24 protein-coding genes are annotated in these 21,751 nt (G+C 66.3%); 18 read left to right on the top strand and 6 right to left on the bottom strand.

The genetic code is table 11. The features are described from left to right. Positions 1–234 precede the first annotated feature (234 nt). The gene (locus tag ACRDUX_RS32365; RefSeq protein WP_526420194.1) at positions 235–1,416 is read right to left on the bottom strand and encodes an acyl-CoA dehydrogenase family protein; all 1,182 of its coding nucleotides are present in this window, start codon (positions 1,414–1,416) and stop codon (positions 235–237) included. Further along, on the bottom strand, positions 1,416–2,408 hold the full coding sequence (locus ACRDUX_RS32360) for an acyl-CoA dehydrogenase family protein (protein ID WP_526420192.1): 993 nt from the start codon (positions 2,406–2,408) through the stop codon (positions 1,416–1,418). Before ACRDUX_RS32360 ends, ACRDUX_RS32365 begins: the two co-directional genes overlap by 1 nt. Positions 2,409–2,693: 285 nt before the next feature. Between ACRDUX_RS32360 and ACRDUX_RS32355 the strand changes: the two genes are divergently transcribed. From ACRDUX_RS32355 to ACRDUX_RS32340, 4 genes are read left to right on the top strand one after another with little or no spacing between them, the layout of a single operon-like run. Continuing rightward, entirely contained in the window at positions 2,694–3,773 is a 1,080-nt protein-coding gene (locus ACRDUX_RS32355) for an amidohydrolase family protein (protein WP_526420190.1), read from the top strand. Between the two features lie 17 nt (positions 3,774–3,790). Further along, complete coding sequence (locus tag ACRDUX_RS32350) at positions 3,791–4,933, top strand: amidohydrolase family protein (RefSeq protein ID WP_526420188.1); 1,143 nt, start codon at positions 3,791–3,793, stop codon at positions 4,931–4,933. 40 nt (positions 4,934–4,973) lie between these two features. Next, positions 4,974–5,363: a Rieske (2Fe-2S) protein gene (locus ACRDUX_RS32345; protein WP_526420186.1), complete on the top strand. Its 390-nt coding sequence runs from the start codon at positions 4,974–4,976 to the stop codon at positions 5,361–5,363. Positions 5,364–5,372: 9 nt separating this feature from the next. Further along, positions 5,373–6,251, top strand: a complete 879-nt coding sequence (locus tag ACRDUX_RS32340) for an alpha/beta fold hydrolase (protein ID WP_526420184.1) — start codon at positions 5,373–5,375, stop codon at positions 6,249–6,251. A gap of 18 nt (positions 6,252–6,269) precedes the next feature. Here ACRDUX_RS32340 and ACRDUX_RS32335 read toward each other — a convergent pair whose 3' ends face one another. Next, on the bottom strand, positions 6,270–6,752 hold the full coding sequence (locus tag ACRDUX_RS32335) for a hypothetical protein (RefSeq protein ID WP_526420182.1): 483 nt from the start codon (positions 6,750–6,752) through the stop codon (positions 6,270–6,272). Between the two features lie 39 nt (positions 6,753–6,791). Here ACRDUX_RS32335 and ACRDUX_RS32330 point away from each other — a divergent pair, with 39 nt between their 5' ends. The 9 genes from ACRDUX_RS32330 to ACRDUX_RS32290 all read left to right on the top strand — a co-directional run bounded on the left by ACRDUX_RS32330 (position 6,792) and on the right by ACRDUX_RS32290 (position 14,843). Further along, positions 6,792–8,069, top strand: a complete 1,278-nt coding sequence (locus ACRDUX_RS32330; RefSeq protein WP_526420180.1) for an NADH-ubiquinone oxidoreductase-F iron-sulfur binding region domain-containing protein — start codon at positions 6,792–6,794, stop codon at positions 8,067–8,069. Continuing rightward, positions 8,069–8,329 (top strand): ferredoxin, encoded by a 261-nt coding sequence (locus ACRDUX_RS32325; RefSeq protein ID WP_526420178.1) that lies wholly within the window; start codon positions 8,069–8,071, stop codon positions 8,327–8,329. The genes ACRDUX_RS32330 and ACRDUX_RS32325 overlap by 1 nt, the downstream gene beginning before the upstream one ends. Position 8,330: 1 nt before the next feature. After that, positions 8,331–9,986, top strand: a complete 1,656-nt coding sequence (locus ACRDUX_RS32320; protein ID WP_526420176.1) for a thiolase C-terminal domain-containing protein — start codon at positions 8,331–8,333, stop codon at positions 9,984–9,986. Between the two features lie 23 nt (positions 9,987–10,009). Next, positions 10,010–10,858, top strand: a complete 849-nt coding sequence (locus ACRDUX_RS32315; protein ID WP_526420197.1) for an alpha/beta fold hydrolase — start codon at positions 10,010–10,012, stop codon at positions 10,856–10,858. Then, positions 10,858–11,676, top strand: coding sequence for an NAD(P)-dependent oxidoreductase (locus ACRDUX_RS32310; RefSeq protein ID WP_526420174.1), 819 nt, complete (start codon positions 10,858–10,860; stop codon positions 11,674–11,676). Before ACRDUX_RS32315 ends, ACRDUX_RS32310 begins: the two co-directional genes overlap by 1 nt. Continuing rightward, positions 11,676–12,467 (top strand): NAD(P)-dependent oxidoreductase, encoded by a 792-nt coding sequence (locus ACRDUX_RS32305; RefSeq protein WP_526420173.1) that lies wholly within the window; start codon positions 11,676–11,678, stop codon positions 12,465–12,467. Before ACRDUX_RS32310 ends, ACRDUX_RS32305 begins: the two co-directional genes overlap by 1 nt. Positions 12,468–12,624: 157 nt before the next feature. Further along, complete coding sequence (locus ACRDUX_RS32300) at positions 12,625–13,827, top strand: cytochrome P450 (RefSeq protein WP_526420171.1); 1,203 nt, start codon at positions 12,625–12,627, stop codon at positions 13,825–13,827. A gap of 37 nt (positions 13,828–13,864) precedes the next feature. Beyond that, positions 13,865–14,065, top strand: a complete 201-nt coding sequence (locus tag ACRDUX_RS32295; protein WP_526420169.1) for a ferredoxin — start codon at positions 13,865–13,867, stop codon at positions 14,063–14,065. A 10-nt stretch (positions 14,066–14,075) separates the two neighbouring features. Beyond that, positions 14,076–14,843: an alpha/beta fold hydrolase gene (locus tag ACRDUX_RS32290; protein ID WP_526420167.1), complete on the top strand. Its 768-nt coding sequence runs from the start codon at positions 14,076–14,078 to the stop codon at positions 14,841–14,843. A 79-nt stretch (positions 14,844–14,922) separates the two neighbouring features. On the opposite strand, the gene ACRDUX_RS32285 is transcribed toward ACRDUX_RS32290, so the two are convergent. From ACRDUX_RS32285 to ACRDUX_RS32275, 3 genes are read right to left on the bottom strand one after another with little or no spacing between them, the layout of a single operon-like run. Beyond that, positions 14,923–15,207, bottom strand: a complete 285-nt coding sequence (locus ACRDUX_RS32285) for a DUF1330 domain-containing protein (protein WP_526420165.1) — start codon at positions 15,205–15,207, stop codon at positions 14,923–14,925. A gap of 32 nt (positions 15,208–15,239) precedes the next feature. Then, positions 15,240–15,428 carry a ferredoxin gene (locus tag ACRDUX_RS32280; RefSeq protein ID WP_526420163.1) on the bottom strand — a complete coding sequence of 63 codons (189 nt, stop codon included), beginning with the start codon at positions 15,426–15,428 and terminating at the stop codon, positions 15,240–15,242. Beyond that, positions 15,425–16,699 (bottom strand): cytochrome P450, encoded by a 1,275-nt coding sequence (locus tag ACRDUX_RS32275; protein ID WP_526420161.1) that lies wholly within the window; start codon positions 16,697–16,699, stop codon positions 15,425–15,427. Before ACRDUX_RS32275 ends, ACRDUX_RS32280 begins: the two co-directional genes overlap by 4 nt. A 206-nt stretch (positions 16,700–16,905) precedes the next feature. On the opposite strand from ACRDUX_RS32275, the gene ACRDUX_RS32270 reads away from it, so the two are divergent. From ACRDUX_RS32270 to ACRDUX_RS32250, 5 genes are read left to right on the top strand one after another with little or no spacing between them, the layout of a single operon-like run. Next, positions 16,906–17,691 carry an emopamil-binding protein gene (locus ACRDUX_RS32270; protein WP_526420159.1) on the top strand — a complete coding sequence of 262 codons (786 nt, stop codon included), beginning with the start codon at positions 16,906–16,908 and terminating at the stop codon, positions 17,689–17,691. A gap of 49 nt (positions 17,692–17,740) precedes the next feature. After that, positions 17,741–18,406: a TetR/AcrR family transcriptional regulator gene (locus tag ACRDUX_RS32265; protein WP_526420157.1), complete on the top strand. Its 666-nt coding sequence runs from the start codon at positions 17,741–17,743 to the stop codon at positions 18,404–18,406. Further along, positions 18,406–19,707 (top strand): acyl-CoA dehydrogenase family protein, encoded by a 1,302-nt coding sequence (locus ACRDUX_RS32260; protein WP_526420155.1) that lies wholly within the window; start codon positions 18,406–18,408, stop codon positions 19,705–19,707. The genes ACRDUX_RS32265 and ACRDUX_RS32260 overlap by 1 nt, the downstream gene beginning before the upstream one ends. Before the next feature lie 38 nt (positions 19,708–19,745). Next, positions 19,746–20,738 carry a phosphotransferase family protein gene (locus ACRDUX_RS32255; protein WP_526420195.1) on the top strand — a complete coding sequence of 331 codons (993 nt, stop codon included), beginning with the start codon at positions 19,746–19,748 and terminating at the stop codon, positions 20,736–20,738. Between the two features lie 7 nt (positions 20,739–20,745). Then, positions 20,746–21,720: an NADPH:quinone oxidoreductase family protein gene (locus ACRDUX_RS32250; protein ID WP_526420153.1), complete on the top strand. Its 975-nt coding sequence runs from the start codon at positions 20,746–20,748 to the stop codon at positions 21,718–21,720. Positions 21,721–21,751 lie beyond the last annotated feature (31 nt).

The following is a 21,751-nucleotide window of genomic DNA, read 5'->3' as shown; positions in this document are numbered from 1 at the left end:
TGACTCGACCGATCACCCACGCGAGAACATCGATCACGCGCAGCATCGAGACATAGTGTGCGGTGGCCTGTTACGGCGTGTCGTCGCCACGGCTCGGGTATCGCGGACTGGGCTCGGCACTTGCATCACACCAGTCGGTGGTGAACGTGCGCGGACTGCCACGACACGCCGCACGAGGGCGTGCAAACACGCTCGCTCGCGCGAAAAGGGGGGCGCGCGAAAAGGGGGGAGGGACTACCGCGCGGGACGCGGGAGGCCGAGAACCTGCTGGGCGATGATGTTGCGCTGGATCTCCGAGGTGCCGCCCGCGATGGTGCCCGAGAAGCTGCGCGCGAAACGCTCGAACCAACTCGCGAAGTAGTGGTCGAGGTTCATGTGCGCGTACGGTCCGGTCGTCGACGGGTGGGTCAACCCGTCGGGTCCCGCCGCCGTGAGAATGTTGGCCGACGCGTTCATCTCCGCTTCCGAGCCAAAGAGTTTCAGCACCGACACCGACGCCACGTCCACCTCACCGCGGGCCGCGCGGGCCAGCGAGATCGAACCCATCGCCCGCAGCGCCTGGTAGTCCATGACGATGGTGGCGTACTGGTCGCGCTCCAGGGCCGTGGACGGCGAGAAGTCGGAGATCATGTTGTCGATCCGGTCGGCGAAGCCGAGCCACATCATGGTGCGCTCGTGGCCCAACGACCCGTTGGCGACGCCCCATCCGCCGTTGAGCGGGCCGACGAGATTCTCGGCAGGCACCACGACGTCGGTGAAGAACACTTCGTTGAAGTCCTTGTTGTCCTCACCGCAGAGGTCTGCGAACGGACGCCGCACCACACCCTCGAGGTCGGTCGGAATGATCAACACGCTGATGCCCTTGTGCTTCGGGGCATCGGGATCGGTGCGCACGAACGTCAGCAGGAAGTCGGCATCGTGGGCGCCCGAGGTCCACACCTTCTGCCCGTTCACGACGAACGTGTCCCCGTCGGGCACGGCGCGGGTGCGCAGCGACGCCAGATCGGAGCCTGCGCTCGGCTCGCTCATACCGAGCGAAGCGGTGATCTCGCCGCGCAACACCGGTACGGCCCATCGGCGCTTCTGCTCATCGGTGCCGAACGTGAGCAGTGACGCCGCAATGATGTTGACGCCCTGCGGATTGAAGCTGTGGTAGATCCGTCGCTTGCAGAGCTCCTCGAGGTGAACGTAGGTCTGCAACACCGACGCATTGCGGCCGCCGAACTCCGGCGGCTGAGCGGGCAGCAGCCAGCCGTTGTCGAACAGCAGCCGCTGCCAGTCACGCGCCCACTGCGGCATGTGCGACACCGAGCGCGGCCGCTCTAGCGTCTGCTCCGCCGTCGGCAGGTTCTCGTCGAGGAACGCCACGAACTCGGCGCGGAATTCCTCGACGTTCGAATCGAAGGTCAGCTGCATCAGAAGTCCTTGTATTCGGCGGCGATGATCGCGCGGTGCTCGGCCGCACCGCCGAGCATGTGCTCGCCCGCCTTGGCCCGCTTGAGCGCGAACTGAAGATCGTTCTCCCAGGTGAAGCCCATGGCCCCGAACAACTGCAGGCCGTGCCGGAAGACAAGTGACTGGCACTCCCCCGCCGATGCCTTGGCCATCGCGGCGGCCAACCGCCTGCGTGGGTCGTCGGCGGCGATCGTCAGCGCCGCGAAGTACGAAAGCGCACGCGCGCGCTCGATGGCGACGTGCATGTCGGCGGCCTTGTGCTGAACGGCCTGAAAGGATCCGATCGGCACGCCGAACTGATGGCGGCTCTTCACGTGCTCCAGAGCCAGGTCGAGAATCCTTTGGCAGGCGCCAACCATGGTGATCGCCATGCCGGTGAGCGCGAGGTGGTGCGCCTTCTCGGCGTCGATCGCGAGCCGGTCACCGTCGGCTACGTGCACTCCCGCCAGGCTGACCTCGGCGACGTGCAGCACCGGATCGAAGATCGCGGCGCGACGGGTGGTGACCGTGTTGGCATCGACGAGGAACACCCCGGCGGCCGTCACCACCGCGAGCCGCTCGGCCCGATCGCCGTCGAGGACGTGGCGGGACGTTCCGGTGAGGACCCAGCCGTCGGCGTCCCGGTGCGCGGTCACACCCTGGTGAATGGCCGCGCCGGCCCGCTGCGGGTCGAAGCGATCGCCGACGAGCGGCGCGAACTGCGTCAGCGTCGCCAGGAACGGTGTGGGATCGGTGGCGCGGCCGAGTTCTTCCAGCACGATGGCCAGCTCGACGGCGTTTTCCGGATCGGTCAGCTCGGTCCAGCCCGCGTCGACGTAGACCTTCCACAAGGGCGCGGCGTCGGCGCCGTCCTCGGCGATCTCGCGCACCAGCGACGCCGGACACTGCTTGCCGACGGCGTCGCGGACCGTCTCCTGCCATAGGCGCTGATCAGCGTCCAACTCCAACAGCATGCCGCCGCCTCCTGCGTCGCTCGTCCCGTTCGGCCCGAGAATAGCATTCTCATCGATGCGGTATCCGTTCTCCTAAACCTGCTACCCGATTCCACCCGATGCTTGCTGCGCGACCGACCAGCAGACACTCCTACCAGCGCTGACGCAGCACTGAACTAAGCGAACTGCTGGAGAACATTATTCTTGCGAATGAAGAACAAGGATCTACACTGGGAATCAGCTCCGGCGGGGCTCTCGGCCGGCAAGACCAAAGGACGGATCTCGGTGAGGCAACACAGTGACGGGGTGACCACACCCGTCATCGACGCCAGCGTGCACATCTTCTGTCAGTCCAACAAGGATCTGCGCCAGAACTTCATGCGCGAACCGTTCCGCAGCCGGGGCTTCCCGGACTACGAGATGGACTGGTACGGCGCGCCCGGCGGCGAGTACGTCAATGCCAGCTTGGGCCCCGATCGCCAGTACCCCGGTTCAGACCCGGCTCTGGTGGGCGACGAGCTGTTCGGCAACCGCGGCGTCGACGTGGCGATCCTGCATCCGATGACCCGCGGGATCATGCCGGACCGCCACCTGGGCACCGCGATCGCCGCGGGGCACAACGAGATGATGGTGACGCGGTGGCTGGACGACGCCGAGTACGGCGACCGGTTCCGCGGCACCATCCGGGTCAATCCCGACGACGTCGCTGGCGCGATCCGGGAGATCGACAAGTACAAGGATCACCCGCGCGTCGTCCAGATCGGCGTCCCCCTGCAATCGCGCGAGCTCTACGGCAAGCCGCAGTTCTGGCCGCTGTGGGAAGCAGCGGCCGCAGCGGGACTACCGGTGGCCGTGCACATCGAAGTGGGATCGGGTGTCGCCTTCCCGCCGACCCCGTCCGGCAACACCAGGACCTATGAGCAGTATCTGAGCTTCATGTCGCTCAACTACCTCTATCACCTGATGAACATGATCGCCGAGGGCGTGTTCGAGAGAATGCCCGCGCTCAAGTTCGTCTGGACCGACGGGGCCGCCGACCTGCTGACGCCGTTCATCTGGCGGATGGACTGCTTCGGCCGCCCACATCTGGAACAGACACCGTGGGCGCCGAAGATGCCGAGTGACTACCTGCCCGGCCACGTCTACTTCGTGCAGGGCAGCCTCGATGGACCCGGCGACACCGAGTTCGCAGGCGAGTGGGCGGGTTTCACGGGCAAGGACGACATGACGATGTTCGGCTCGAGCTACCCGCACTGGGACTGTGGCGACCTACTCGTGCCCGGCAGTTACAGCGCCGAGCAGCGCGACAAGTTGTGCTGGCGCAACGCAGCCGAGCTGTATGGCGTCGAAAACCTGGTAAGCCCATCCGCATCTGCGGCACTGTAGGGACAGAGGAGGCCAACATGACAGTCACAGCCAACCCACGGATGCCCGCCGCCGAGCGCGTCGCCGTGAGGTGCGTCGACTCCGACGTCCATCCGACCCCCCGCCGCGGGGATCTGGGTGAGTACCTGCCGGAACCATGGCGCAGCAAGTACTTCGGAACCCACCCGATCGGCGAGCAGATCTACTACGACGCCCCGGACTACGCGCACTCCTACGCCATGCGCGTCGACACATTCCCTGCCGACGGCGAGTTCGCGGGCAGCGATCCAGATCTCGCATTCAAGCAGCTGATCATGGAGGCCGGTTCGGACATCGCGATCCTCGAACCCGCGGCTTACTCGGCTCGCATCCCCGAGGCCAACTCCGCGATGACCGCGGCACTCAACGACTGGCAGGCCAATCACTGGCTCGACAGTCACAACAACTGGCACGAGCGGTGGCGCGGATCGATCTGCGCGACGATCGAGGAGCCGGAGACCGCCGCCCGTGAGATCGAGAAGTGGGTCGGGCACCCGTACATGGCTCAGGTCCTGATCAAGGCGGAGCCACGGCCGCCGTGGGGCAATCCCAAGTACGACCCGATCTGGGCGGCAGCCACCAAGCACGACATACCCGTGAGCTGCCATCTGTCCCGCGGTCACTTCGATGAACTGCCCATTCCTCCCGTGGGCCTTCCCAGCTACAACCACGACTTCATGGTCACCTACTCGCTGCTTGCCGCGAACCAGGTCATGAGCCTCGTCTTCGACGGCACCTTCGACCGGTTCCCGACGCTACGAATCGTGTTCGTAGAGCACGCATTCACGTGGATCCTGCCGCTGATGTGGCGGATGGACGCCATCTACGCCAAGCGCAAACAGTGGATGGACATCAAGCGCAAGCCGTCGGAGTACGTGAAGGAACACATCAGGTTCACCACCCAGCCACTCGACTACCCCGAGGACAAGACGGAACTCAGTCGCGCGTTCGAGTGGATGGAGTGCGAGAAGATCCTGCTCTACTCGTCGGACTACCCGCACTGGACCTTCGATGACCCCCGGTGGCTGGCCAAACACCTCCCCGAGCACGCCCGCGAGGCGGTGATGTTCCGCAACGGAATCCAGACCTACCACCTCCCCGAGACCGTCCCGGCCCGCGAGGGCCAGGTCCGGGTGTTCTGATGCGGCGGGCTGGAGCGAAGCGACTCGGGATTCTCATCTAGTGACACCGGACAAGACGCCCCGCCTCGCGCAGGGGCGGGAACACGTCGTCGCCACCGTCGACGAAATCCCCTCGGGGACACACAAACTGGTGCCGATCGGTCGACACGGCGTCGGCGTCTACAACGTCAATGGCACGTTCTACGCCATCGCGAACTACTGCCCGCACGAGGGCGGTCCGTTGTGCGCGGGGCGGGCCCGCGGGCGCAACGTCGTCGATGAGAGCGTGCCAGGCGACGCGGTGATGGTGCGCGACCTGGAGTTCATCTTCTGCCCCTGGCACCAATGGGGTTTCGAGCTCGCCACCGGGACCACCGCGGTCAAACCGGAGTGGAGCATCCGCACCTATCCCGTCCGGGTCGTCGGTGACGACGTCCTGGTACAGGCCTGACGAACCGGAGTGAGTTTGTCCAACGAGCAGATCGAGATCAACGGCGGCAACGTCGTCTACGAAATCCTGGGCTCAGAAGGCGATTTCATTGCCCTGACGCCTGGTGGCCGGTTCAGCAAGGACATCCCTGGCCTGCGACCACTGGCGGAGGCCCTGGTCGCGGGCGGCTACCGGGTGCTGCTGTGGGACCGGCCCAACTGCGGCGCCTCGGACGTGCAGTTCTACGGCTACAGCGAATCCCACATGCGGGCCGAGACGTTGATGCAGCTGATCACGAAGTTGGACATCGGGCCGTGCATCATCGCGGGCGGCTCGGGCGGGGCACGCGACTCGATTCTGACCACGATTCTCTACCCCGAACTGGTGACCAAGCTGGCGGTGTGGAACATCGTCGGCGGCGTGTACGGATCGTTCGTGCTGGGCGGGCACTACATCGTGCCGAGCATCCTCGCGGTCCGGGGGGCGGGTATCAACGGTCTGCTGCACGTCGGCGAGTGGAAGGAACGTATCGAAGAAAATCCAGCGAACCTGGACCGAATACGTGGGCTCGACGCCGACGAGTTCCTCAAGGTGATGCTGCGCTGGCTGAACGCCTTCGTCTCCAAGCCGGGCCAAACCATCCCCGGTGTCGAGGACTTTCTGTTCGACGACATCAAGGTCCCGACGCTGATCATCCGTGGCGGAGAGAACGATTGGGACCATCCGAAGCGAACCTCGCTGGAGGTGAGCTGCCTGATCAAGGGTTCCCAGCTCATCGAGCCACCGTGGCCCGAGGACGCCTGGGAGCGTGCCGGCGAGAAGTTCTCCGCCAGCGGTGGCAAGGACTTCTGCCTGTTCGACACCTGGGTGCAGGCCGCGCCCGCGATTCTCGAATTCCTCGGTAGGTAGACAGTGTCTTCCTGGTGGTTACTCGACGACGATGTAGACCTCGCAGTTCAACGACGCCTCCAGCGCCGTGTGTACCCGACTCTCGGGAACCCGTTCCAGGTCGGCCTTGAGCAGCGTCACCGTCACCACGTCCCAGCCCTCGTCCCCAGCGCGACGTTCGACGTCGCCCCGCAGTCCCAGACCCGCGAGGACGCCGTGCGCGTCGTCGTCGGTGCCTCTGCTGACGTACGTCAGCACACCCACGGCGGGAGCGGCACCGAGGACTCCGAACGCCTTGGCGCACAAGTCGAGTGCCGTGCGCCTCAACTCGTCCGGATCATCGCCTGCGATGAGGATCTCGACCTGTCGCCGGCTGGGCGGCAGCGTCGCCAGATCCGCATCGATCACGTCGGCACCAATCGCCGCCGCCAACTCGAGGAGGGTCGCCATGCCCTCGTCTAGTCGTGCGGGCGCCAGTTGCGTCGAGGGGTCCACGTCGACCCGCACCACCGCAGTTCTCATGGCCGCCACCCTATCCGCGGGCAGGAAGGCAGGGCGGCGATGACCGCACCGGCAGCTGAACTCCTCGTCGCGGCCTGGCCCGGCACCGTCCCCCGACTGTTGCGAACGGTCCAAGGGGTCGAGGACCACGCGGAGTACGTCGCCGCAGGCGGCTACCAAGTTCTCGACGACCCCGACGCACTGCTGGACGAGGTCGACCGAAGCGGCCTGCTGGGTCGCGGCGGCGCCGCATTCCCAATCGCCGTCAAGTTGCGGACCGTTCGCGACGCGGGCCGACGGGGGAACCCCACCGTCGTCCTCGCCAACGGCGAAGAGGGCGAACCGGCCTCGGTCAAGGACAGATGGCTTCTGCGCAACCGGCCGCATCTGGTGCTCGACGGAGTCCGGTTGGCAGCTCGAATGGTGAACGCCGACCAGGCTTACGTCTACGTCTCCGATCGGCACTCCGCCACTGCACTCGAGACCGCACTGGCCGCAGGCGAATTCGAACTTCCGATCACCGTCGTGACGGTCGACGCAGGCTATGTCGCCGGCGAGGAGACCGCCGCGGTACGTGCGATCAACGGCGGCCCAGCCAAGCCGACCGACAAACCACCTCGCCCGTTCGAGCAGGGCGTCGGCGGCCACCCGACGCTGGTGAGCAACGTCGAGACACTGGCCAACCTGCCCTTCGTCCTGCGCCACGGCGCCGAGGCCTACCGCTCCGTCGGCACGTCCGCCTCACCGGGGACGTTTCTGGCCACCATCACCGGTGCGGGCAGGCCACCGGCGCTCTACGAGCTTCCGCACGGCGTCGCCTTCACCGAACTGCTTGCCAGACACGGCGTTTCCGCCGATCAGGTCGTCGGCGTGCTGATGGGTGGCTACTTCGCCGGTCTGCTCAACAGCACCGTGCTCGACGCCACGCTCGACCACGAGACGATGCGCCGGCTCGGCAGCGGCCTCGGTTGTGGTGCCGTCGCGATCCTCACCGACGAGTGCCCGGTGGCCGTTGCCGCATCGGTGATGGCCTACTTCGATCGCGAGAACGCCGGCCAGTGCGGCTCCTGCTTCAACGGCACGGCTGCGATGTCGGCGGTCACCGGGGCGCTGCGCGACGGTGAAGCCACGTCCGAGGACCTGACCCGGCTGGAGCGGTGGTCGGTGGTCCTGCGCGGGCGTGGCGCCTGCGCGACGTTGGATGCGGCGACGAACGTGGCGGCGACGCTAGTGCAGCAGTTCCCCGAGGTCGTTGCGCGGCACGTCGGTGGTGAGTGCGACGCGTGCCGGACCGACGCGTACAGCGCCACGCGGCCCTACGAGGTGGAAGGTCTGTGATGAGGATTCGGTTGGACCGGACGCTGTGCGACGGTTTCGGCGTCTGCGCCAAGCACGCACCGGAGTACTTCTCACTGGACGACTGGGGTTACGCGTCACTGATCGGGAACGGCGCAGTCCCCGAGGTCGATCACGACGCGGTGAAGCGGGCGCTGTTGGACTGCCCCGTTCACGCGATCATCGAGATGCCCGCCGAACCGCACGGCGCACAGGTGACCAACGGAGCCACCAGACACGACACGGCGAAGACGGGGAGCTGACTTGTCGGACGCACCGGGGCGGCCACTGCCCCAGATCACCGGGGAGAACGAGTATTTCTGGACGGCCGGGGCGGATGGCGAGCTGCGTCTGCAGGAGTGTCAGGGCTGCCAGTCGCTGATCCACCCGCCCGCCCCGATCTGCCGTTACTGCCGAAGCCACGACATCAAGGTGCGCACCGTCTCGGGTAAGGGCACGCTCTCGGCGTTCACCGTGAATCACCGCTTCGGCTTCCCGGATCTGCCGCCGCCCTACGTGATCGCCCAGGTCGCCATCGCGGAGGATCCGCGGGTTCGGTTGACCACCAACATCATCGAGTGCGACCCCGACGACCTCGAGCTCGGCCAGCCCGTCGAGGTCGTCTTCCAACAACTTGCCGACGTGTGGCTGCCCGTCTTCAAGCCGTCCGCCGACGCGACTCCGCTGCCGCAAGCGGTAGACGAGATCGCACCGCAGGACTTCGGCAGGCACGTGCGCCCGATGCTCACGTCGAAGAAGTTCGAGGACCATTCGGCGATCACCGGCATCGGGGCTTCTCGGCTAGGCAGGCGGCTGATGGTGCCGCCGCTGTCGCTGACGATCGAAGCGTGCGAGGCCGCCGTCGCCGACGCCGGCCTGACCCTCGACGACATCGACGGCCTCTCGACCTATCCCGGACTCGACATCGCGGGCATGGGCGAGGGCGGCGTGAACGCACTCGAAGGTGCGCTCGGGCTGAAGCCGACCTGGATCAACGGTGGCATGGACACCTTCGGGCCCGGTGGCTCGGTGATCGCGGCGATGATGGCCGTCGCCACCGGTATGGCCCGCCACGTGCTGTGTTTCCGCACCCTGTGGGAGGCGACGTTCGGTCAGCTGATGAAGGAGGGCAAGATGTCCCCGCCGGGGGGCGCTCGCACCACCAGCTGGCAGATGCCGTTCGGTGCCACGTCGGCCGCACACACGTTGGCGCTCAACGCGCAGCGGCACTTTCACCGTTACGGCACGACGCGCGAGACGCTCGGTTGGATCGCGCTCAACCAACGGGCCAATGCGGCACTGAATCCGACTGCCATCTACCGCGACCCGATGACGATGGACGACTACCTGAACGCACGGCTGATCACCACGCCGTTCGGGTTGTACGACTGTGACGTCCCATGCGATGGCGCGGTAGCCGTGATCGTCTCGGCCGTCGACGTCGCCCGTGACATGCCCAAGAAACCGGTGCTGTTCGAGGCCGTCGGCACCCAGATCATCGAACGCACCGACTGGGATCAGACCACGATGACCCACGAACCGCAGGTGCTCGGGCAGGCGGCACATATGTGGACCCGAACGTCGCTGCGGCCCAACGACGTCGACGTCGCGGAGCTGTACGACGGGTTCAGCTTCAACTGCCTGTCCTGGCTAGAGGCACTCGGCTTCTGCGGTATCGGCGAGGCCAAGGACTTCCTGGACGGCGGCAAGAACATCGCCCGTGACGGCGTGATTCCGCTGAACACCCACGGCGGTCAGCTATCGCACGGCCGCACCCACGGCATGGGCCTGATCCACGAAGCCGTCAGCCAGCTGCGGGGTGAAGCGGGTGAACGTCAGGTCGCCGACGCCCGCGTCGCCGTGGTGAGCAGCGGGGGGCTGACCCCAAGTGGTGCCATCCTGTTGCGGACCGACCCGTGAGCCAGCCACATCCCCGAGTCGTGATGGTCGGCGCGGTGCCGATGTCGGCACTCGTCGCCGAAGTGCCGCAGCCCCGTGCCGTGATCGTCGCGGTCCACGGCGGTGCCACGTCCGCGGCCTATTTCGACTGCCCCGGTCATCCTCGACTCTCGTTGTTGCGCACCGCCGCAGCGCTGGGGTACACCGCGATGGCCCTCGATCGGCCGGGCTACGGAGCTTCGGCGCTGTACCAGGACGAGATGGCCGACCCGGACCGGCGCGTGGCATTGGCGTACGGCGCGGTCGACAGGATCGTCGGCGCCGGGACACGCGGAGCGGGCGTGTTCCTGCTGGCACATTCGCTCGGATGTGAACTGGCGCTGCGGATGGCCACGGCGGACCGCGCCGACGTTCTTGGGGTCGAACTCGCAGGCACCGGGTTGAACTACCATCCCGACGCGAAAGCCGTTCTGAGTCAAGCAACCTTGACGCACCGTCCCGCAGGCCTGCGGGACCTGCTCTGGCAGCCCACCGACCTGTATCCCGAGGAAGTGCTGACCGGCGCACTGTCGGCACCAGGCGTTGCGTACGAGGGCGACGTGTCGGCCAACTGGCCGCGACGAGACTTCCCGGCGATCGCCGCGCGCGTCGAGGTGCCCGTCGAGTTCTCCGTGGGCGATCACGAAAGCGTTTGGGAGTCGACGCCGCAGGCGCTGACCGACATCGCGGCGCTCTTCACGTCGGCCCCGAGCGTGGTGACCAACGAAATGCCCGACAGCGGCCACAATCTCAGCGTCGGCCTGACGGCCGAGTCGTATCACCGACGGGTGTTGTCGTTCGTCGAGCAATGTGTCGAAGTCAATGATGTCGAAGTCGAAGTGGAGGCGGGTTGATGCGCGTCGGATTCATCGGACTGGGCAGTCAAGGCGCGCCGATGGCGCGACGGATCACCGAAGGTGGCTACGAACTGACGCTGTGGGCACGCCGCCCGTCGTCGGTCGAGCCGTACGCCGACACGGCGGCGAAGGTCGCGGGAACCCCGGCCGAGCTCGGCGCGGCCAGCGATCTGGTTTGCCTCTGCGTGGTGGGAGACGACGACGTGCGGCAGGTTCTCGACGGCGAGGACGGCGTGCTGGCGGGTTTGAAACCCGGCGGCATCATCGCGATCCACAGCACGGTGCATCCCGACACCTGCCGCGAGATCGCTGAAACCGCGGCGGCGCAAGGTGTCTCGGTAATCGACGCGCCGGTGAGCGGTGGCGCTCCCGCCGCCTCGGAAGGCACCCTGCTGGTGATGGTCGGCGGGGACGAGGACGTCGTCGCGAGGGCGCGTCCAGTCTTCGCGACGTTCGCCGACCCGATCGTCCACCTCGGCGCGGTCGGCAGTGGCCAGGTCACCAAGATCCTGAACAACCTGCTGTTCAGTGCCAACCTCGGCGCCGCGGTCAGTGCACTCGAACTCGGCGAGGCGCTCGGCGTGCCCCGCAAGGAGCTGTGCGAGGTGCTCTCGCGCGGGTCGGCGACCAGCAAGGCCGTCAACAGCATCACCATGTTCGGTGGAACGCTCGAGGGTCTGGCCCCGATCGCCGGAGCGTTGCTGCAGAAGGACGTTCGGCTGGCGGCGAGCCTCGCCGACGCCGCATCCGCGCCGCAGGGCACGGTGTTCACCGTCGCAGACACCGCGCTCGAGTCCATGTCCCATCCCCGCTGATGAGGGTGGGGTTCGTCGGCGCAGGCCGGATGGGCGCTCCAATGGTCCGTCGCCTGGTCGACGCCGGCCACGAGGTCAACGTCCTCGGCCGCACCGACGAGAAGCGGGCGGCGGTCGTCGAATTGGGCGCACATCCCTGCCCCACCGTCGCGGAGACCGTCGACGGTGCCGACGTGGTCATCGTCTGCGTGTTCACCGACGAACAGGTCAAGCGAGTGTGCACCGACGACGGCCTTCTCGCCGCAATGCGGCCGGGTTCGGTACTGGTGCTGCACACCACCGGAAGCCCGAATACCGCGCGGGACCTTGCCGCCCGCGCCGACGGCGTCGACGTGCTGGACGCCCCGGTCAGCGGCGGTCCCCACGAGATCGCGGCCGGACGCGTCACGCTGTTCGTCGGCGGCGAGGACAGCGTGGTCGAACGCGCCACACCGGTACTGGCGAGTTACGCGGACCCCATCCTGCACGTTGGCCCAAGCGGAGCCGGCCAGCTGGTGAAGCTGGTGAACAACGCGTTGTTCGCAGCGCAGATCGGACTGGTGGCCGAGGGGGTGCGTCTCGGGAGCAGGCTCGGCATCGAGGAATCGGCCCTGCTCGGCGCGCTGACCCACGGCAGTTCCGAGAGTCGGGTGCTGGGGATGATCGCGCGGGCGGGCTCGGCGACGACGTTCATCTCGGCGGTCGGTGAGTTCATCGGCAAGGACGTCGAAGTGGTCCGCAAGACGGTTGCGGAACTGGGCGGCGACCTCGGTGCGCTCGATCCCCTCATCAGTACGGGTAACGGCGCCTGAGCCCCGGCCGGATCGAGCCCACCGGCCAGTAACCGAGCGGCTACTTTGCGCGTGATTCGGCTGCTTTTCGGCACCGCATGGTGCATACTATGGGCGTTACAATTCCACAGCCTTCCGTAACGTTCCGGCTCTGCCCCCCAGCGCCGAGGAGGACGCAGTGACCAAGCCCAAACTGGTGTTTCACCCCTTCGCCCAGGAGTACTTCGACAACCCCTACGCCGTGTACACGCGGATGCGCGACGAGGCGCCGCTGTACTACGACGAGGAAGAGGACTTCTACGCGCTGACCCGGCACGAGGACGTGGCGGCAGCATTCAAGGACCACGAGTCGTTCTCGTCGGCCCGCGGGTGCGATCTCGGCATGGTGCGCTCGGGAGAGGTGCCGCAGAAGTCGATCATCTTCATGGACCCGCCGGACCATCGGCACATGCGCAGCCTGCTCAACAAGGCGTTCACGCCACGTGCGATCCAGGCCCAGAAGGACACCGTCGTCGAGCTCATCGAGCACTACCTCGGCAAGGTCGACCCGGACGGCTTCGACGTGGTGCAGGACTTCTCGGGCCCGTTCCCGGTCGAGGTCATCACCCGGATGGCCGGCGTACCCGAGGACTTCCGCCAGCAGGTCCGCCACTGGATCGACACCAGCTTGCATCGCAAGCCGGGCCAGATCGAACTCGACGACGACAACATGCAGGCCAACATCGACTCGGGAATGTACTACTACGGCCTGGTCCAGGAGCGCAGGAACAACCCGCAGGACGACATGATCAGTCGACTGATCGCCGCCGAGATCCCCGACGAGCACGGCAATCTGCGCAAGCTCGACGACATCGAGATCACTGGCTTCACCACGCTCCTCGGGGGCGCGGGTGCGGAGACCGTCACCAAGCTGATCGGCAGCGCGGTGGTCGAATTCGCCCGCCATCCCGAGCAGTGGCAGAAGCTACTCGACGACCGCAGCAAGATCCCGGCCGCCGTCGAGGAACTGCTCCGCTACGTCGGTCCGGTGCAGTACAACGTCCGCTACAGCGTGAAGGACGTCGAGGTGCCCAGCGGCACCATCCCCGCGGGCAAGCCGGTATTCCTCATGGGCGCCGCGGCCAACCGCGATCCGCGTGCATTCCACGACGGCGAGACGTTCGACATCGACCGCGACCGCAACCACGCCCAGAACCTCGGGCTGGGTTATGGGATTCACAGCTGCCTCGGTGCGGCGCTTGCCCGCATGGAGAGTGCGATCGCGCTCGAGTACCTGCTCGACTTCATGCCGCGTTACGAGGTCGACTTCGACGGGCTGCAGCGGGTGAACATGCAGAACGTCGCCGGTTACCACCACGTCCCGGTGAAGGTATTGAGGTGACGATGACGGCCAAGCGAGAAGCGAAGCGGGATCGCGCATGACCCAGAAGATCGAGGTCGACTTCGGCCTGTGCGAGAGCAACGGGGTGTGTATGGGCATCATCCCCGAGGTCTTCGATCTGGACGACCAGGACTACCTGCACGTGCTCTCCGAAGAAGTCACTCCGGAGAACGAGCAGCAGGTCAAGGAATCCGTGCGGCAGTGCCCGCGGCAGGCCATCTCCATCGTCGACGAGTGACGCGCGTCTAGTGCGATTCGTGTTCGTGCACGGCGGCTTTCACGCGGCGTGGTGCTGGGACTGGACGATCGCCGAACTCGAGGCACTTGGTCACCAGGGGGTGGCCGTGGACCTGCCGGGACACGGGGCACGCATCGACGAGGAATCGACGCTGGCCAACCGCCGTGACGCCATCGTGTCGGCATTGCACCCCGGTGACGTGCTCGTCGGACACTCGGGCGGAGGGTTCGACGCCACCCTGGCCGCGGACGCCAGACCCGATCTGGTCAGCCACGTCGTGTATCTCGCCGCCGCGTTGCCGCGCGAGAACCGGACCTATCCGGAGGCGATGGCGATGCGCGACGCCGGCGACGAGTTGGGCACCGAATTCGACGGCGACGTCGGAGAGATGTTGAGCTACCTGCACTTCGACGACGAAGGCGCCATGACGTTCGCCGACTTCGACGGAGCGTGGAAGTACTTCTACCACGACTGCGACGAGGAGACGGCACGCTGGGCCTTCGAGCGTCTCGGCCCGGAGCGCTTCGGCGACACCACCGTCACGCCGGTATCGGTCGCCCGCTTCTGGGAGGCGGACCTGCCGCGGAGTTACATCCTTTGCCTGCAGGACAAGTCGATGCCGCGGTGGCTGGCCGATACGGTGGCCCGGCGGCTGGGCGTCGAGCAGCTCAGCATCGACACCTCGCACTCGCCGTTCCTGAGCCGCCCGCGCGAACTCGCCGAACTCCTGGTGCATGCGACGACCACCACACCCGTCGGGCCGCTGATCCCCCACTGACTTAACCCTTGGCGCGAGCGTGCGTGTCTGCTCCGCGACACGCCGTTGGCAGCGTGCGTTCGCGCACCCTCGCGGCGGCTCAGAAGCCGGAGACGATGACTCCGTTGCAGTCGGCCGCCGCCTGGCGCAGTTTCGCGGCCGCCTGGTACTCGTCGGAGTGGTACCACTCATTGGCCGCTTCCACGGATTCGAACTCGAGGAGCACGGTCTGGGTGCCGTGCCACTCCCCCTCGAGCGTCTCGGCCGCCGGCCCGAAGGCCAGCACCTTCGCGGTGCTCATCGTCTGGCTGGCCAGCTTGCCGTACTCGGCCATCCCTGCCGCGTCCTTGATGTCTTCGGTGATGATCACATAGCCCTTGGCCACAACGAATCTCCTTGTTGATGATGCTGTTTGAATCAGATTTCGCGAATGGCGTGTTCGGGGCAGTTCTCAATGGCCTCGCGCGCAGCGCCCTCGAGTTCGGCGGGCACTTCCTCCGGGTCGGCGACCGCCCAACCGTCGTCGGACAGGTCGAACACCTCGGGGCACAGCGTCAGACACATGCCGTGGCCTGCGCAACGGTCTTCGTCGACGGTGACCTTCATTTAACGTCGAACTCCAAGTGCAGGTCGATGATCCCGCGCAGGATGAACGTCGGGATGTAGTGGTAGTCGCGGTGGTCCGCCGGACCGTGCTTCTCCTCCGAGATCCTGATGTCGGAGGTGCGGTCGAGAAGTCGCTCCAGGCCGACGCGCGTCTCGGCGCGTGCGAGTGGGGCGCCAGGGCAGCTGTGGATGCCGCGACCGAACGCCAGGTGCTGGCGCGCGTTCTTGCGCTTGGGATCGAAGTCGTTCGGCTCGTCGAAGCGACGCGGATCGCGGTTGGCCGCACCGTTGACCACCATGACGGTGGTGCCCGCGCCCAGCTCGTGACCGCCCACGTTGACCGGGGTACGCGACAGCCGGAAGTCGCCCTTGACGGGACTCTCGTGCCGGAGCGCTTCCTCGATGAAGTTCGGAAGCAGGCTGCGATCCTCGCGAACCAGCTTCTGGATGTCCGGTCGGTCGCCGAGCACCTTGAGCGCGGTCCCGAGCAGCCGGACCGTGGTCTCCTGACCGGCCGAGAAAACATTGGTGGCAACGCGTGCAACGTCACCGGCGGTTGGCGTGGTGCCGTCGGGGAACAGCGCGGTCGCCAGCCCCGTCAGGACGTCCTCGCGGGGGTTTCGCCGACGATCCTCGACGTACTCCTCGAACTGGCCGTACAGGAATTCGAGCGGGGAGTGCGACAGCGACTCCTCGCTAGTGCTGCCGACCCCGCCACCGGAGTGTTGGGAGATGCCGTCGACGAAGGCGTTGCGGTCCTCGGGAGGAATGCCAAGCAGGTCGGCAATCACCAGCAGAGTGAACGGGCTCGCGAAGCCCTTGATGAACTCCCCCTGGCCGGGTGCGAGGTAGTCATCCAGCACCTCGTCCGCCAGCTGCCACATCGCGTCCTCGTTCTCCTTGAGGCGCTTGGGCGTGATCAGCCGCATGAGCAGGGCGCGGTGATTGGTGTGGGTCGGCGGATCCAGCGTGGGCAGCTGGTCACTGAAGGGCAGCTCATCCCGATGCTTCTCGATCAGGTCGGTGACGTCGTCACCCTCCAACGGCACCGGAAATCCGGGGAACGGACCGGTCACCGACGTGCACGACGAGAACGTCTTCTCGTCGTTGTAGACCGAGACCGCCTCCTCCCAGCCGGTGATCATGGTGACGCCGTAGTGGTCCTCTTGCTCCACCGGGCACTTGTCGCGCAGCGCGTTGAAGTACGGATAGGGGTCTGCGACCAGCCGCGGGTCCCTGAACCAGTCGATACCGGCGGGGTCGATCGCCATGCGCGCTCCTGTTTGACGTGTCGAACTGCGAGAACGTGATTCTCAGATATGGCTATCAGATTTCCACAATAGGGCCATCATCGTCAACGACGACTGACCGACCCTGATCCATTTCAATGCTGAGCGTTCGCCCAACACCGGGCGGGCGACCGTTTATCGTCGGATCCGAGTCGCCGAGGACCACGGAGAACAGAGGTGTTGACGCAATGGCAGCAGAGGTCATGACCCAAGCCCCCGCGGACCGCGAGCCGAATCTGGCTCGCCCGTGGGCGCCGCATCGCCGACGGACCTACCTTGCGCTCACCGCGGTCACCAGCGTGGCCTTCGTCGGGGTCGTCGTCGGAGTCGGACTGGGGTTGTTGCCGCCGAATTTCACCGTCGACGTCATCGCCAACCTGCTCTTCGGAATCCCGGTGATCCTGCTGCCGCTGGCCTACTTCTGGACGGGACGCGGCGAGCATCGCCCCCGACTCGAACGGGCGGCCGAACTGACGATGATCTATCTGCCGTATACCGCAGGCAGTCAACTCGGTTACGAACTCATCTTCCTCATCGGCCACCCCTTCAACCTGTGGACGCCCACCACGGATCCGGGCTGGAAGTGGCTGTGGTGGCAATGGGGGTTGGCCGACACCCGCTACAACAGCGGCAACAATTGGATCTTCGGCCTCGAACTCGTCGGCGTCGCCACCGGCATCACGCTCTTCGTTCTGTGGACCCGGTTGCTCCGCCCAACGCTCCCGACCCAATCGCGCATCCGTTGCCTGTGGCTCGCCTTCGCAGGATGCGCGATCCTGATCAGCAGCACCGGCGTGTACTTCCTCTCGGAGGTGCGGGCCGGGTTCAGCGACGTCGGACAGGGTGCCTTCGGTTTCTGGTTCAAGTTCGTCGCCGAGAACGTCACGTTCGCGATTCTTCCGTTCTTCGTGCTTTACGCGATCTACCTGCAGGTCGACTACCTGACCAGGCGGGCCGGCCCGAAACATAGTTAGACTCCGGTCAGCTATGTTCATTCGCCAATTGCTCTGCTAGCTTGCAGGTGTGCCACCGAAGTCGGTCCCCGTCGACGCTGACCGCGGTCAACGCCGCGCGTCGTTCCAGCGGGCCCGCTCGCACGAGACCAAGCGGATGTTGGTGCAGGCCGCCATGGCGCTGTGGCGCACCAAGGGTTATGCCAGCACCACGGTGGCCGAGATCTGCACCGCCGCAGGGGTTTCGAAGGCACTGTTCTACTTCTACTTCCCGCGCAAGGAGGACGTGCTGTTCGAAGTCGGCGTCATGTCGACCCAGACGGCGCAGCGCACCATCGGAGACCTCCTCGCCAGACCCTACGAGGTCGGCGACGTCATCTACGAGGCCTTGAAGACGCTCGAGAAGTCGATGGCGCGAAACCCGAGGGAGCTCGTCGTCGAGACGATTCTCGAGGGCTACCGGCACGAGCACCGGATTCTCGCCGACGGAGCGCCAGACGTCGACGCCGACATGTTCACCGAGTTGTTCGAGAAGGCCCGAGCGGACGGCAAGGTGGGCGACCACGCCGACGTCGCACACCTCGCCTATCTCGCGTCGACGTTGGTCAGCGAAGGGGCCAGGCACTGGGCAGCTGGCTCGTTCGGTGACCGTTCGTTCTCCGATGTCGTCACCGACGACATCCTCACCCTGATCGCCGGTTACGACGCACGCGCCAAAACACTGAGGAGGCCGTAATGGCATGGGATTTCGAAACCGATTCCGAATACCAGGACCTGCTGGACTGGGCGGATGCATTCGTGCGCGACGAGGTGGAGCTGCTCGACCTGATCTGGCCGCACCTGCAATTCACGCCGCTCACCGAAACCAGACGCAAGGTCGTCGACCCCCTCAAGGAGCGAGTGCGCCAGAAGGGCCTGTGGGCAACGCATCTCGGCCCAGAGTTCGGCGGTCAGGGCTACGGACAGCTGAAGCTGGCACTGCTCAACGAGATCCTCGGCCGGTCGCAATGGGCCCCGATCGTCTTCGGTTGTCAGGCTCCCGACACCGGCAACGCCGAGATCATCGCGCACTACGGCACACCGGAGCAGAAGGAGCGCTACCTGCGCCCACTGCTCGACGGGGAGCTGTTCTCCAGCTATTCGATGACCGAACCGCAGGGCGGCGCCGACCCCACCCAATTCAAGACAAGCGCCCTGCGTGACGGCGACGACTGGGTCATCAACGGCTGGAAGTACTTCTCGTCCAACGCGAATACTGCCTCATTCCTGATCGTGATGGTGGTGACCAACCCCGACGTCAGTGCCTATCAGGGCATGTCGATGTTCCTGTTGCCCACCGACACCCCCGGGGTCAACATCGTCCGCAACGTCGGCCTGCACGGGGAACGCGACAACGAGGGCAGCCACGCGCTGATCCACTACGAGAACGTGCGAGTGCCGGATTCGGCACTGCTGGGCGGCGAGGGCCAGGCGTTCGTCATCGCGCAGACCCGCCTCGGTGGCGGGCGAATCCACCACGCGATGCGCACCATCGGCTTGGCGCAGAAGGCCATCGACATGATGTGCGAACGCGTGCTGAGCCGCGAGACTGCTGGCAGCCTGCTGGCCGACAAGCAGACCGTGCAGGGCTACATCGCCGACTCGTACGCCCAGCTCAAGCAGTTCCGGCTGTTCGTGCTGTACACGGCATGGGAGATCGACAAGTTCAACGACTACAAGTTGGTGCGCAAGGACATCGCCACCGCCAAGGTGCTGATGCCCACGGTGCTACACGACATCGCCTGGCGGGCAATGCAAGTGCACGGCGCACTCGGCGTCACCAACGAGATGCCGTTCCTCGGCATGGTCACCGGCGCCGCCGTGATGGGGCTCGCCGACGGGCCCACCGAGGTGCACAGGACGACCGTGGCCAAGCAGGTGCTGCGCGGCTACAAGGCCAGCGACGACGTCTGGCCCACCGAGTGGATACCGCGCAAACGCGACGCGGCCAGGGCCAGGTTCGCCGAGTACCTCGAGCTCGAGGTGGGCAACCAGTGAGCGATCCGGCGATCGACACCGCGCGCCTCGCCCAGTGGATGGACGACGCCGCACTGCCAGGCAAGGGCGAGCCGCTCAACGCCCGATTCCTCTCCGGCGGAACGCAGAACGTGATCTACGAGCTGACCCGCGGCGACGCCAGTTGCGTCATCCGGATGCCGCCGCCAGGTGCTCCCCCGGACCGCGACAAGGGGATCCTGCGGGAGTGGCGCATCATCGAGGCGCTCGACGGCACCGACGTGCCCCACACCGCCGCGATCGGGGTCTGCGAGGACCCGGAGGTGCTCGGTCGACCGTTCTACCTGATGGGCTTCGTCGACGGCTGGTCCCCGATGGATCAGCACGGGAAGTGGGCCGAGCCGTTCCAGAGCGACCTCGACAGCCGGCCCGGGCTGAGTTATCAACTGGCCGAGGGCATCGCGCTGCTGTCGAAGGTGGACTGGAAGGCCAAGGGGCTGGCCGACCTGGGCCGTCCTGATGGCTTCCACGAACGGCAGGTCGATCGGTGGATCGGCTTCCTGGAGCGGATCAAGAATCGGGAGCTCGACGGCCTCGAAGTCGCGACGGATTGGCTCAAGGCTCACAAGCCACTCGACTTCATCCCCGGGCTGATGCACGGCGACTACCAGTTCGCCAACGTGATGTACCGGCACGGCGCGCCCGCTCAACTGGCTGCCGTCGTCGACTGGGAGATGGGCACCGTCGGCGACCCGAAGCTGGACCTGGGCTGGATGGTGCAGAGCTGGCCAGAGAACACCGATAGCCCCGACGCCTCCGAGATGAGCTACGTGGACATGCGGGGCATGCCGTCACGCGATCGGGTGGTCGCGCACTACGCCGAGGTGTCCGGCCGTCAGGTCGACGACCTGGACTACTACCTCGTCCTGGCGAAGTGGAAGCTGGCGATCGTGTTGGAGCAGGGCTTTCAGCGCGCAGGCAACGACGACAAGCTGCTCGCGTTCGGACCCGTCGTGACCGATCTGATGGCCTCGGCGGCCGAACTCGCCGAGTCCACCGACTACCGGGGCTGAGCCGCAGGTGCGTGCCGCGGTGTGTCCGGCCTACGGGCCGCCCGAGGTGGTCGTGATCGAGGAACGCCCCGACCCGGTCGTCGACGTCGGGCAGGCGCTGGTGCGCGTGGAGGCGGCGGCCGTCAACTTCCCCGACGTCCTTCTCATCGCCAACGAGTATCAGATCAGCGTGCCGCCACCATTCGTGCCAGGTAGCGAATTCGCAGGCGTGATCGAGCAGTTGGGCGCGCAGACATCGGGATTTTCGGTCGGCGACCGCGTGACGGGCACGGGAATGTTCGGCGCCTTCGCCGAACGTGTCGCCGTGCCAACCGCAAGCCTCGCCAGGATCCCCGAAGGGGTTGATTCCGCCACGGCGGCGGCATTCGGCGTCGGCCACCGGACCGCCTATCACACGCTGCGCTCCCCTGCGCGGGTCTCCTCGGGGGACGAACTGATCGTCCTCGGTGCGGGCGGCGGTGTTGGGTTGGCTGCCGTCCAGCTGGGCGTCGCCCTCGGCGCCCGGGTCACCGCGGTGGCATCGTCACGCGAGAAGCTCGACGTCGCAAGGGGATACGGTGCGACGAACCTGATCAACCATCTCGACGGCGACCTTCGCGCCGCGCTGCGGTCGGCGCTTCCCGACGGCGCCGACGCCGTCGTCGACCCCGTCGGGGGCGAACTCTCCGAACCGGCCCTGCGCACGCTGCGTCGCGGCGGGCGCTTCGTCACGATCGGCTACGCGTCGGGCGTGATCCCCCGGATTCCGCTGAACTTGGTGCTGGTCAAGGGAATTCAGATTCTCGGCTTCCAGTTCCAGGACATTCCCGCCGATGACTTCGCCCGCAATGAGGTTGAGCTGCAAGGGTTGTTGACTACCGGGCGGGTGGCGCCACACGTCGGTGCGTCATTCCGACTCGAGGAGACCGCGCTGGCACTTCGGCACGTCGCGGACGGCCGCGCCATCGGCAAGGTGCTGATCGACGTCAGCTGGCGGGGATGAGGTCCGCGGCCACCGAGGGTCGCGCCATGAC

The sequence above is a fragment of the Mycobacterium sp. genome, from assembly GCF_050701675.1.
In the GTDB taxonomy this organism is placed as follows: Bacteria; Actinomycetota; Actinomycetes; order Mycobacteriales; family Mycobacteriaceae; genus Mycobacterium.
The sequence above is the reverse complement of the archived record's forward strand: the minus strand, read 5'-3'. Positions and strand labels throughout refer to the sequence as shown.

Excerpts from the sequence above, each read along its gene's own strand:
- ACRDUX_RS32305 (WP_526420173.1), top strand. The coding sequence starts at position 11,676 with ATGAGGGTGGGGTTCGTCGGCGCAGGCCGGATGGGCGCTCCAATGGTC.
- ACRDUX_RS32270 (WP_526420159.1), top strand. The coding sequence starts at position 16,906 with ATGGCAGCAGAGGTCATGACCCAAGCCCCCGCGGACCGCGAGCCGAAT.
- ACRDUX_RS32360 (WP_526420192.1), bottom strand. The coding sequence starts at position 2,408 with ATGCTGTTGGAGTTGGACGCTGATCAGCGCCTATGGCAGGAGACGGTC.
- ACRDUX_RS32365 (WP_526420194.1), bottom strand. The coding sequence starts at position 1,416 with ATGCAGCTGACCTTCGATTCGAACGTCGAGGAATTCCGCGCCGAGTTC.
- ACRDUX_RS32255 (WP_526420195.1), top strand. The coding sequence starts at position 19,746 with ATGGACGACGCCGCACTGCCAGGCAAGGGCGAGCCGCTCAACGCCCGA.
- ACRDUX_RS32325 (WP_526420178.1), top strand. The coding sequence starts at position 8,069 with ATGAGGATTCGGTTGGACCGGACGCTGTGCGACGGTTTCGGCGTCTGC.
- ACRDUX_RS32310 (WP_526420174.1), top strand. The coding sequence starts at position 10,858 with ATGCGCGTCGGATTCATCGGACTGGGCAGTCAAGGCGCGCCGATGGCG.
- ACRDUX_RS32350 (WP_526420188.1), top strand. The coding sequence starts at position 3,791 with ATGACAGTCACAGCCAACCCACGGATGCCCGCCGCCGAGCGCGTCGCC.
- ACRDUX_RS32330 (WP_526420180.1), top strand. The coding sequence starts at position 6,792 with ATGACCGCACCGGCAGCTGAACTCCTCGTCGCGGCCTGGCCCGGCACC.
- ACRDUX_RS32335 (WP_526420182.1), bottom strand. The coding sequence starts at position 6,752 with ATGAGAACTGCGGTGGTGCGGGTCGACGTGGACCCCTCGACGCAACTG.
- ACRDUX_RS32260 (WP_526420155.1), top strand. The coding sequence starts at position 18,406 with ATGGCATGGGATTTCGAAACCGATTCCGAATACCAGGACCTGCTGGAC.
- ACRDUX_RS32295 (WP_526420169.1), top strand. The coding sequence starts at position 13,865 with ATGACCCAGAAGATCGAGGTCGACTTCGGCCTGTGCGAGAGCAACGGG.
- ACRDUX_RS32280 (WP_526420163.1), bottom strand. The coding sequence starts at position 15,428 with ATGAAGGTCACCGTCGACGAAGACCGTTGCGCAGGCCACGGCATGTGT.
- ACRDUX_RS32315 (WP_526420197.1), top strand. The coding sequence starts at position 10,010 with ATGGTCGGCGCGGTGCCGATGTCGGCACTCGTCGCCGAAGTGCCGCAG.
- ACRDUX_RS32275 (WP_526420161.1), bottom strand. The coding sequence starts at position 16,699 with ATGGCGATCGACCCCGCCGGTATCGACTGGTTCAGGGACCCGCGGCTG.